An 11,472-nucleotide genomic window follows, 5' to 3' on the forward strand; every position below is an offset into this window, starting at 1 on the left:
ACCTCGTGGTCTGCGAGTCATGCCGTTAAAGGCGGGGCGTCCATCCCATTGCATACGATGCAATGGCTCGGGTCACAAGTCTTTCTACGTCTTGCTGCCGTGGGGTACATGTTCGCCAGAAAGCGCCCGCGTCCAGGACAGGGCTTCCTCAAGGTTCAGGTACAGACTCGCATACGCCTTGCGCAGCAGTCCATCGGGCAAAGCCCAGTCCCATTTCTCGCGCTGCAGGTTGCGGACATCGGCCAGAAGCATGTCGAGCGGCGGAGGCTCATCCATTGCCGCATCGATGAGGGCATCGATGATCCCCTCGATACCCGACTCTCCTTTGATCACTTCGATGCCTGGGCCGGCCGCATTGGCCGAATAGCCTCTGCGGCGAAGCATGCAGGCCAGCGCTTCGTTGGCGGCATCCCCGAGCCAGGTCAGCAGCACCACTTCGCGGCCCTGGTCCACCATGAGGTCATTCGCCAGATTTCGTTCAGCGTAGTTCGCCCTACCTTCAGCCAAAAACCGCCTGGCCACTTCATCCAGATACGGCGGTACATCGGACGACTCGAACAATTGGTGCATTCGCTGGTGAACGCGTGTGTGGGTACGTCCTGCCCCACCTGAGAACAACGGCGGCGCTCCGCCACCGGAGCGGACGACGAATATGGTCTTCTGCTCCTCGTCGATGTCTTCTACCAGCCAGGTCTTGCCGGCGAACAGGATGCGCTGGCCTACGCTGAGCATCTGCGATACCGGCAAAGTGCCGAGCGTTTTACCGCCGCAGACAATGCGGAACTCCTCGTCCGCGGCAAACGCGGCATAGAAGGTGTAGTGGTTGACGAACTTCTCGCCGACGCGGCCATGCAGCAGAAGACCGCTGGACTCCTGCATCAGCAGTTCCTTCTGGCCGAGATGACGAACGAGTTCGACAAACTCGCCTTTGCCCAGCCCAATGAAAGGGGCTCCGGAAGCACAGAACATCGCATGGAGTTGTCCAATGGTCGCCCCGCCGTTCTGCGCCACGTAGGACAGCATCTGCTGAACCAGTGTCGACAGGTGAACGCCATGCGCCATGGGCGGCTCAAACCAGCCTTCCAGCAGCAATGAGATCATCGCCGTCACCTTCACCGTCTCCAGCCGGAGTTCATCGGCGAGCGAGGGCTTCCCGCCAAGCGCGTTCTCCACGCTATAGCCTCGCAAGATGGCCGGCTCTCCCTTTCGGCGACCAGACCGCCCCAGGCGCTGTCGCAAGCTGGCCACCGACGGTGGTGGACCGATCTGGGCCACGCTCTTGACGGCGCCAATGTCGATGCCCAACTCCAGCGTGTTGGTACAGATGGCGGTCGCGGGGAATTCCTTCTGTTTCAGGGCCGCCTCGGTCTCCGAGCGGATCTCCTTGGACAGACTGCCGTGGTGTGGCCAGAACTCATTGGGCACCTTCTCTTGCACGCAAAGTCTATTGAGAAGGTGCGTGTAGCGTTCGACCTCCCGGCGCGAGTTTGGGAAGACCAGGTTGTTCGTGCCGCGCAAGCCCTGGAACAGATGCAGGGCGATCTTCGCCGGTGTGACAGGTTCCGGCTCCTCGTCGCCATCCTCATTGCGCACAGCCAGCGGCTCCTCATAGCCTTTGACCAGGATTCTCAGCTCACTGTGGGAGGACTTCGACTCCACCAGGGCAACCGACGCCCCTTGCCCCGGACGCAGAAAATCGGCTGCCAGACGCATGTCGCCCAAGGTCGCGGAAAGGCCGACACGCGGCACTTGGCGGCCGATGACCCGCTCGATGCGATGCATCAGGGATTGAAGCTGTTTGCCGCGTTCTGATCCGATGAAGGCATGAAGCTCGTCGACGACGAAGAACGCCAGCCGATCGAACACCGCACCGATCGACGTACCTCGATGGCACAGCGTTGCCTCTAGAGACTCCGGCGTGATGAGCAAGACCCCTTGCCGCTTCGCCAGGAAGCGTGCCTTGGCCGAGGAAGAGATGTCGCCATGCCAGGGCCACACCGGAATTTCCAGTTGTTCGCACAGCCGGTCCAGGCGACCGAACTGGTCATTGATGAGCGCCTTGAGCGGACTGATGTAGACGATGAGCCCCAATGGCTCCGTCTGAAGCAGGCTCGTCAGCGCCGGCAGAAATGCCGCCTCCGTTTTGCCGGCGGCCGTGGCGGCTGCCACGATGACGTCCCGGTCCGCTTTGACGATCAGCGGAATGGCGGCTTCTTGGGCATCTCTCAGCGACTCCCAGCCTTCGGCCCATAGGAAGCGCTGGATGCGCTCGTCGAGCAGGAAGAAGGAAGCGCTATCGCCGGACATGCGTTCGGGCCAAGACCGTCACATCTTGAATGAGGCGAACTCATCGCCGTCGTCCGCCTCGACCTGCTGATCAGTCACGCCGCCGGTATCTGCAGCGACCTCTATGCCGCCCAGCAAGTCCTGCCATGCCGCACCAGGGTTCTGATCGAGCACAGCGAGCATGTTGATGAAGGCCGTGATGGTCGTGCGCGGCGTTCGGAAATAGGTGTCACCGATACGTTTGGAGCAGTGCTCCATGAAGCTGAAGATGCCTTGGTCGGGAACGAGGAACTTGTCGGCGTCGCCAAGTGCGTAGACAGAACGAATCTTCTGCAGCAGGACGTAGAAGTCCTCAGGCGTGAGGCTCGACAGCCGGACTACCGGTCCGCTGAAGTCGACCAGGCCATCTGAGGCGAAGGTGTTCTGCGCGAGGCGACTCTGTAGGGCGGGATAGCTGTAGAGCCCACGCCGGGTGTCCAGCAGAAACTCCGGCGTCCCCCCGAGAACAAACCCGAGGCCCACGGCTGTGCCCTGCAGTGAGTCGTTGAGGATGCGCAGGATCTGTTCGTAGTTCGCATTGCGGGCTTGCGTGTTGGCCAGCTTGTAGAGATTGACCAGTTCATCCAGACCGACCAGCAGGCCCGAGAAACCGGCAAGGCGCACGAAGCGCGCCATGAGCTTGAGTTGGTCATAGACCTCGGAATCGTCGACGATGCTTCGCACGCCCAGCGCCTGTCTCGCATCGGTCTTGGTTGCGAACTCCCCCCGCAGCCAGCGGATGGCATCGGACTTGAGCTTCTCGTTGCCCTCCTCATAGCCACGACAGTAAGCGGCTATGACGTCCGCAAAGTCGTAGCCGTTCACCAGTTCGGTCAATTGGTCGAGCTTCTGGCGCAAGACCGCCTCAGTCGATTGGCTGGACGCCTTGGCCTCCGTCTTGGCCGTCGCGATGAACTTCTCGACAATGCCCGCAAGCGCGCCCCCATCCGGCTTTGTTCGGGTCGACAGGTTGCGCATGAGTTCAGCGTAGAGCGAGCGGGCCTGACCGCCGCTGGCATGGAGGCGCCGATCCGGGTTCAGATCGGCTGTCGCCACCACGAGCTTCTTCTCCAGGGCCACGGCACGCACCAGGTTCAGGAAGAAGGTCTTGCCAGCGCCGTACTCACCGATGACCACACGGAATGCCGAGCCCCCGTCGGCGATGCGGGCTATGTCAGCCACCAGCGTCTCGATTTCCCGGGCGCGGCCGACCTGGATCAGGTGCTGGCCGCTGCGGGGAACGACACCCGCGCGCAACGATTGGATGACCGCATCGCGGTCTCTGGGGCGGATCGGTGCGTTCATGCTTCCAGCTTCTCCAAGAGTTCAGGGTTCACGGTCACGACATCCTCGCCCTCAGTGAACGGTATGTCGTGCACCTCGAAAGCCGCCTCGTTGAGGGCTTCGATGGCTCCATCGATCATCAGGTCCAGATCGGCCGCAGCATCGCCGAGTTCGTCCTTTGTCCACTCCGGCCGCGACAGCAGCAGGCGCGCGAGCGCGCTGTGCGCCTCGTCCAGGCCGAGCAATCCCGGCGATGTCGTTTCAGCATCGCCTTCAGGCTCTGGTTCGACGAACACCGGTTCGGGCGTACTCTCTTCCTTGAAGATTCCCGAGAGCAGCGCCGATACGGCTTCGGTATCCTTCTGGAGGGCGGCAATGCGCGCGGGATCGAGCTTGAACCCAGTTTCCTCGACCTTCGCGGCAACCGCCGCCGTTGGTCTCGCCCCCGCAGCCACTGCATGCACGTCGGAAAACACCTTCTTGGGCTCGACGCCGAGGGCCTTGTAGACCTTCTCCAACATCTTCATCTCCGTGGGCGAGACATCTCCATCGGACTGCGCGACTGTGGCCATGAAGGCGGCAATGGTCTCCTTGGCGCCAGCATCCAGCGGCTCCAGCTTCTTTCTGAGCGTGGTCAGCGATGCCGGCGTCGCCATAAGCAGACGCAGGTGCGCCAGAAGCCTGCGGACATGGTTCGGCGTGAGATGCGCCCAGGACTGCACCTGCGCTCGGAGATGTCCCATTTCCTGGACACTGAATTCGCCATCGGCTGCCGCAACAGCCGACGCCAGGTCCAGCGTCAGCACGGCGGCTTGGTAAGCCGGCGTGGAGCGGCTGGCGGCCTCTCCAGGTGGCACGGCGAACAGCACGACCTTATCGTCCGGCTTGGGCAGCCTGGCTCCACCCAGGACATCGGGCTCGATGCCGATGTTCAAGGATTCGAGCGCTCGCGCCAACGCCAGCGTGCGGTCCCTCGTCAGGGTCGTCTTCGCATCCAGGCTGCCAAGCAATTCCTGGAACGACATGGCGATCATCCCCTCGCCCATACGCGCCTTCAGGTCATGCAAGGCCTTCTGGGCACCTTCGGGCCACAACGTGGCGGGCAATTGCAGCAGCCCCTCCAACGCATGCCTGCCATCCGGATTCCGCCCCACATAGCGGCTGAACGGCTCCAGTTCCTTCGTGGCCGCCTCGACAACCTGGTGCAACTTCTGGATGGGCGCGGTCAGGACGGTGACGTCGGGCGTATTCCCAAAGGACAGGGTCAGATCCGAGTACCCGCGAAAGCCGGCAGAGGCGGGGCGATGAACCAGCTTGATCTTTGTTTTGTTCCTCGGAAGAGCCAAGCCCTGCCCAAACATCTCGTGGTACTTGGACACGAACAGCTTGTCGAACTCCTCAGGGCAACGCGTTGCCGGCGTTCGCAGATAGCTGGTCGGATCCAGCTTGGCCCAGGCCAGTGCCAGTTGCGTCGGCACCGGCACGCCATCGACCGCCGCCTGGCCGAGGGCGACACGGATGTAGAGCGGTAGTTCGTAGGTCTTGGGAAAACTCGGGATGGGCTTGAGATAGGCCTTCTCGGGGTGCTCTGCCAGAGAGACCCAGTCGAGCAGCGAACCGGCGTAGCTTCGGAATGAACCCGACTTGTCGCCATAGATGTCCAGCAGCCGACGCAATTCCTCCGCAATCACAGGCCAATCGGCCTTGGCGCCATCGTCCTTCGAGGCATCCAGGATGGCGCGGCGCTCCAGCCCGTAGAAGAAGATGAAGACGTATCCAACATCGGCCTCGGGATCCTGTCTGCCGCCGGCCAGCCAATTCAGGTAGGCGCGCCGAGCGGAAGGCGAGACCTCCGAGTAGCTCGGCCAATAGCCCATCTGTCGCTCTGTGTAGTCGCCATTGGATGCGACGGATTTCGATGGGTCGATGAGGCTTGGATCATTGCCACCCGTGGGAGTAGGCAACGACGTGCCGACGTAGACGAGGCCACCGAGAATCGAGACGCCCCCGACTTCCACCGCCTCCCCAGCAGGGATCCAGGCACCGGGACCGAAGCGCTTGGGCGCGGCCGGAATGCGAAACGACGATGTGGCGGGCGCTGGGCTGGCCACAACCGCTACCGGCTGCTCATCGTCATGGCGTCGGCTGGGCGCACGGGAACTGACCGCCGGGCTCGGCGCAACCGGTGCGCGACTCTCGGGACGAGGGACCACGCGAGAAGAACGAGCAGCCTCCTGTGACGTCTCCTGCGCACTGCCCTTGAACTTGAGATAGAGATAGATGCAGACGCCGATTGCGGCGAGCACGCCAACCCCGATCCAGACCTCGCGCGGAATGGCGGCCAGCAGCACCAGCAACCCCACGACGACTGCACCGATGCCCCCACCCGCTCCCGATTTTTTTCGCCTGGCCATACCTTGCTCACTCCCGCCGCAAACAAATGTTACGACATTGTGCATGGCAATCGGAAATGGTTCAGCCTTGAGAGTCCTGACACGCCATGTGTGGCGTCGTCTTCTACGGCCCGTTCCAAGAAGCTGACCTGAGGTCGAGAGTTTCAGCATCTAGTGGTGATGACTGTTCGAGACGCTCCTAAACAGATTTCTTTTCTGCTGGATATGTTGACGAGATGGCTGTTTTGGCCATTCCCAGATCGGATCTCCTTCCTCGTGTCCTACATCGCCGTCACTCTCAATCACTTCCGCGCTCTGCAAGATTGGGCGATCAAGTACCAGGCCGATGTCCGGCTGGACATGACGACTTTTCAGGTGAACGTCCAATGGAGAGACGTGCGTTTCAACCTCCATCCTCAGTTTCTGAACACCACGGATGACGGACTGAACTATTCCTCAGTGCTCAGCCCCGCTGCGACGGGATTCATCGGATGGCTGCCGTATCGGCCGATCCAATGGCCGTATTCGAGCAACAAGCTGGACTTCAAGCGGTTCCTCGGCGAGCAGGGCATGAAGGCCCCAGCCATCTGGCCCGCCGACGCGAGAATTGACCAAGACTATGTTCTGAAATTGCCCGCCGGATCGTTCGGGCAAACGGTGTTTGGCCCCTATCGCCAGGGTTTTGACGCCAGGACACTCCCGGAGCACTTGAATAGAGCAGGAGATGGAATTTTCGCGGAGCAATTTATTGCGGGGCGAAATGTGAAGGTCTGGTATTGGGGGGGAGTACCCTTTCATTTTCATGTGCACCCGTATCCGTCTGTTCAAGGCGACGGCATGAGGAGCATCGAAGAGCTGATCTCCAGGCGGCTTGGCCGACTGGATGGGCTTGTTCCTGAAAATCAGGATAAACCGTGGATCGTGTCTTCACTCGCGTACCAGGGTTTGGGCTTGCCCGACATTCTTCCGGAAGGCCGCGAGGCATGGATTGAATACCGGTACGGACGCAGATATGCGCCCGACCCGATGCAGCCGCAGTCCGACGACATGATGGCAAAGCTCTCCGCATCTGCCCTTGAGCAGGTTGCGGCGGTAGGCGCCCTATTGCACGATGAACTGGTGAAAACTCTGCGTGTCCCCGTGCTCTTCGCCCTGGACGCAGTATTGGACTCCGAGGACCAAATCTGGTGGCTCGAGGCCAATTCGAATCCGATTCTTCCGCCTTCCGGGTATCCCCTGATACTTTCCACGCTGTTCGAGATAGACGAGGCGCAGTCCGATGCCCCGCCTCGACACTTGGCAGCCGGCACCGTATAGCTGCACCATGGAAAACTCTAGGCAGCACGCCCCGCACCGGCCAATGGCCGCGGGCAAATGGAACTACCGGCGCGGCGAGATGCTATGCCAGCTTCCGTTGAAGCGGCTGCGCGTCTCGGCGCCATTGGACTTCCTTCATGCAGTGGAGAGCAGTTGCGACGGCAAGGCCACATGGGATGAGGTGCGAAGCAATCTGATCCTGCGCTGGCCTGCGGATGACGTCGACGCTTGCCTGTCGACACTGCTGGAGCAAGGGGCATTGGTGGACGCAGCCCATTGCTTGGCGTCGCAAGCTCGAGTTGGCTGGACACCGCAACCGCACCCTGCGCCACTGAAGGACGCTAGCTCGCTCTATGCGCTGCGCGAATCTGTGGACCAGCGACTGATCGAGCCCAGCCCCGAAACCCGCAAATTGCGACCGCACGGCTCACCGATGATGGACCTCCTGTTGGCCAGAGGCAGCGCCCGCACGTTCGACGATCGCGCATTGCCGCTGCAAGCCGTCGTGAACATCCTGTGGTCCATGTACGGGGTACTGAGAAAAGGCGAGGAGCGCGTGCATCGCACCGTCCCGTCTGGCGGCGCCCTCTATGGGCTGCGATGGTTCATGGCACTGCTGCGCCCCATGGATGGGTATGCGTGCGGTTGGTATGAGGTGAGGTATCACGCAACTGAAGCCGAAGGTGGCGAGCTGTCCTTGACGCAATATCCCGGCGCTGTGGAACGCGCTTGGAGCACATTGCTCATGCCTTCGGTACTGAGTTTTGCGCATGCGGTGATCTACCCGGTCGCAGACATTCGCTTCATCGGCAAGAAGTACGGCAACCGCTCCCTAACCCTGGCGATGCTGGAAGCAGGTCACGCGTTGCAGAACGCCGCCCTTGCCGCTCAACTCGAAGGCGGCGCAACCATCATGCGCGGTGACACGGTTGAGATGGAAGTGCTCTCTTTGCTGGACCTGGACGAGTCGCTCTTCCCGCTCCCCTCTCTGGTCCTAGGTGCGGCGCCAACCCCCGAGCAGGAAGCATTGGCGCGCGTCGCCAACGAAGCCGCGCCGGTCCGCTCTGTGCCCAATCATTCCCAGAAACTGGCGCTGCCGACACGCATCGCTGTCGCCGGCCCGATCCATGTTGGCGAACCAGCTGAAAGCTGGTCCATTTGGACCGCGGGCCGCTCCGAGAATGCGCGACTCGCCGCAATGAAGGCAGAGGCGGAAGCATGGGAGCGCATCGGCTGGTCATCCCCCCGCGCCGAACTGGAGCATGGGCGCCTGAACGAAATCCCCCTCGCGCTCGATCCTCGTCACCTGGTGATGTACAGCCAGGCGCAATACCGTCACAGCGGTTTTCCCTATTCGCCCTTCTCAGGGCGTCGGCGCTACCCCTGGGTGAAAGCACAGCGCGCCAGCGACGGCAAGGACATCCACGTCATGGCGCAGTGTGTCTACGCGCTAAGTTCCTTGGCGCCTGAAGATGCGGCCCGCCCTTTCACCAACGCCAGCACGTCAGGTGTCGCTGCGTACACGGATCGAGATACCGCTCGCTTCCGTGCGCTTGTCGAGTTGGTCGAGCGGGACGCTTTTGCTCGTGCATGGCTTGGTCGCAAGGCACCTCCAATCATCGAAGAGACGGATCTGTCGCAAGCGGTCCGCCACAGGCTCTCTCGGCTGCGGTCGGCCGGATACACCCTCTCGATCCACATGTTGGCCTCCGACCATCTCCCAGTTGTTGCGGTTTTTGCGCAGAACGCCGCAGCCGCATTCACCTCAGTCACGACCGCCGCAGGATTCGACTGGCTGGACAGCATTGACTCCGCGCTGTCAGAAGCTGAGAGCCGCATACAGGAGCGGCACGGACGAGCACCCCACGCACCGCTGCGCATGGAAGATCTCACTCTGGCACGGCACCATGGTGACTATTTTCAGACGAATATCGGTTTCAAGGCGGCAGATTGGTTTGCCTCACAGCCGCAGTCTGTGTCACTACAGAACATGCACGGCTTTGCGGTCAATGGTCCTCAGTTGCTCGGGAACTTTCTTGCTGCAAACTTCGACGTTGTTTTCTGTGATCTCACGCCGTCCGGCGCAGCAGTCGATCAGGGACGCAGACCGCTGCACGTGGCGCGCGCCTTCGTACCCGGCCTGATCCCCATCTGGTTTGGCTACGGCGTCGAGCCCTTCGGCCTGAAGGAGGCTCACATCGCAAAGCCCGCAACGGCAGAGGACGTCCACCCCTCGTTACCGCCGCACCCGTGCACTTGATCGGAGGGATCGCTATCGGATACCACCACATGTTGCTCTTCATCACCCAACCAACTTACTAAGGAAATCACGTGAAAAACACCCCAGTTACCGCCTCGACCGCACGCCCCACAACCCAAGCTCTGCAATGCAATGTGGTCGTGGAACCGTCCACGATCGACTTCCTCAATGAAGGCTCGGTTTTCGTGGCAGGCTCCAGCAGCGACTGCAGCATGATCTCTCCGCTGCCGGAGCCCAAGAAAAGCAAGCGCCGCAGCCAAGTCAACACCGAACGTTGATCGCACGGCAGACTTTCGCATGTTCATCCTCCATTGCTCGGATGCGGACGGAAAGTCTGTGAGCCTGCGGTATGCACCGCATGCGAGCTCACTGACCAATATGGATGGAACGCCGGTTCTTGCGAGCCGGCGTCTCACCCAAGAGCACCGCTGGGAGGATGCTGTGCGCATCAGTCCGCAGCAACCTGGGCGAAAACTCGCGAATCCGACAGTGCTCAAGATCCAGCTGGGTTTGGGATGCAACTACACCTGCTCGTACTGCAATCAGTCCAGCCAGGTCGACGCGATGGCAATGACCAAAACAGCCGATGCGTATGCCTTCCTTGTCGACCTCGACAAATGGCTCAAGGAGCCTCCCGCCCGCATCGAGTTCTGGGGAGGCGAACCGCTGCTTTATTTCAGGAAGCTCGCCATTCTTGTCCCCGAGTTGGACAAGCGGTTTCCTGACGCCGAATTCTCGATGGTCACCAACGGCAGTTTGTTGACTGAGGAAATCGTCGAGTTCATCGCTCGCTACGATATTTGCATCACCGTTTCCCACGACGGCCCCGGACAGCATCTGAGAGGAGAGGATCCTTTCGAAGACCCCAAGCGCGGGGATTTGCTGAAAGCTCTATGGCAAGAGCGGAAGACGGGAGAACGGATGTGGTTCAGTTCGGTCCTGACCCCTGACAACAGCGACCCGGCGGCATTGCGACGCTGGTTTGTCGAGACGCTTGGCGACGAGTCGGTTGTCACTTCACTGGAGGGCGTAGTTGCAACGCACGACGACCAATCGCTCGCGGGGCCAGGTGTCTGGAACGCCGAGCAATATCGCTCGTTGAAAGACGCCGTGGCCGCATCATTCGAGACAGGAGAGGCGCTCTTGATCCCAGCGCTCAGGGAGAAAGCACGAAGCTTCATGGAATCCTTGTTGAGTGGCACGCCTTCCACCTCAATGGGACAAAAATGCGGGATGGATCGCAGTGATCACGTGGCCGTCGATCTGCACTCGAACGTGCTCACATGTCACAACACCGGAGCCAATGCTCAACATGGGTTGGGCTCCGCTTTGGCAATGGATGAAGTTCGGCTGGACACGTCGACCCACTGGGCGAATCGCGAATGCTGCAGTCATTGCCCGGTTCTTCAACTGTGCGGAGGGTCCTGCATGTATCTTGAGGGCGAGCAATTTGCGCAGTCCTGCGAGAACGAATACCAGTTCGGCCTGGGCGTACTTGACGGGACTTTGCGCCGAGCGCTTGGGTTGAAGCTCGACCGAATCGAGGGCGATGTCCGCCGTCCTGCACGTCGCAAGGTAATTCCAATTGCCATGGAAGACTCGTTCGTCAGAGCATGACGCATGCAGGCCTCGAGCAATTTCACCACCCCATGAAGCAAGAGGCGTCCCTCAACACGAGGAGCCAGATCATGTCCCGAGAGGAACTTCGCCCGATAGCACTGCGTGCTAGCGCCCGGGACGATCACGCTGTTCACTAGTTTCCCTTGGTCGTCGAAAACTTCGGGGCCTGCTGAGGCCACCGCATCAAGGCCAAAGAGAAGCATTACCTCGGGTGCGTTGCGATCTCTGCCGTTCTGCGGCGGCGGTGCGTGTGGGTTGCGACTCACGCACCGC

The 11,472-nt window shown here is 61.0% G+C and carries 7 protein-coding genes; 4 read left to right on the forward strand and 3 right to left on the reverse strand.

The annotated features are described in order from the left end of the window. Nucleotides 1–84: 84 nt before the first annotated feature. Genes D3H34_RS15145 through D3H34_RS15155 form a run of 3 tightly spaced genes read right to left on the reverse strand, consistent with a single transcriptional unit; the run spans nucleotide 85 to nucleotide 6,068 of the window. Nucleotides 85–2,307, reverse strand: coding sequence for a DEAD/DEAH box helicase (locus D3H34_RS15145; protein ID WP_119554334.1), 2,223 nt, complete (start codon nucleotides 2,305–2,307; stop codon nucleotides 85–87). 18 nt (nucleotides 2,308–2,325) lie between these two features. Beyond that, nucleotides 2,326–3,630, reverse strand: coding sequence for an ATP-binding protein (locus tag D3H34_RS15150; RefSeq protein WP_119554335.1), 1,305 nt, complete (start codon nucleotides 3,628–3,630; stop codon nucleotides 2,326–2,328). Then, nucleotides 3,627–6,068: a tellurite resistance TerB family protein gene (locus tag D3H34_RS15155; RefSeq protein ID WP_286185763.1), complete on the reverse strand. Its 2,442-nt coding sequence runs from the start codon at nucleotides 6,066–6,068 to the stop codon at nucleotides 3,627–3,629. Before D3H34_RS15155 ends, D3H34_RS15150 begins: the two co-directional genes overlap by 4 nt. A 210-nt stretch (nucleotides 6,069–6,278) precedes the next feature. Between D3H34_RS15155 and D3H34_RS15160 the strand changes: the two genes are divergently transcribed. The 4 genes from D3H34_RS15160 to D3H34_RS15170 all read left to right on the forward strand — a co-directional run bounded on the left by D3H34_RS15160 (nucleotide 6,279) and on the right by D3H34_RS15170 (nucleotide 11,196). Beyond that, on the forward strand, nucleotides 6,279–7,319 hold the full coding sequence (locus D3H34_RS15160) for a hypothetical protein (protein WP_147400436.1): 1,041 nt from the start codon (nucleotides 6,279–6,281) through the stop codon (nucleotides 7,317–7,319). 43 nt (nucleotides 7,320–7,362) lie between these two features. After that, entirely contained in the window at nucleotides 7,363–9,579 is a 2,217-nt protein-coding gene (locus D3H34_RS15165) for a YcaO-like family protein (protein WP_167481210.1), read from the forward strand. A gap of 71 nt (nucleotides 9,580–9,650) precedes the next feature. Further along, nucleotides 9,651–9,857 (forward strand): hypothetical protein, encoded by a 207-nt coding sequence (locus D3H34_RS33960; RefSeq protein ID WP_147400437.1) that lies wholly within the window; start codon nucleotides 9,651–9,653, stop codon nucleotides 9,855–9,857. A 19-nt stretch (nucleotides 9,858–9,876) separates the two neighbouring features. After that, a complete protein-coding gene (locus tag D3H34_RS15170; RefSeq protein ID WP_119554339.1) occupies nucleotides 9,877–11,196 on the forward strand; it encodes a radical SAM protein in 1,320 nt (439 codons plus the stop codon). Nucleotides 11,197–11,472: the final 276 nt, after the last annotated feature.

The sequence above is a fragment of the Acidovorax cavernicola genome (genome assembly GCF_003581445.1).

What these genes read in the sequence shown, in the direction of transcription:
- D3H34_RS15145 (WP_119554334.1), bottom strand. Translation starts at nt 2,307, where the DNA reads ATGTCCGGCGATAGCGCTTCCTTCTTCCTGCTCGACGAGCGCATCCAG.
- D3H34_RS15150 (WP_119554335.1), bottom strand. Translation starts at nt 3,630, where the DNA reads ATGAACGCACCGATCCGCCCCAGAGACCGCGATGCGGTCATCCAATCG.
- D3H34_RS15165 (WP_167481210.1), top strand. Translation starts at nt 7,363, where the DNA reads ATGGCCGCGGGCAAATGGAACTACCGGCGCGGCGAGATGCTATGCCAG.
- D3H34_RS15155 (WP_286185763.1), bottom strand. Translation starts at nt 6,068, where the DNA reads ATGCACAATGTCGTAACATTTGTTTGCGGCGGGAGTGAGCAAGGTATG.
- D3H34_RS15170 (WP_119554339.1), top strand. Translation starts at nt 9,877, where the DNA reads ATGTTCATCCTCCATTGCTCGGATGCGGACGGAAAGTCTGTGAGCCTG.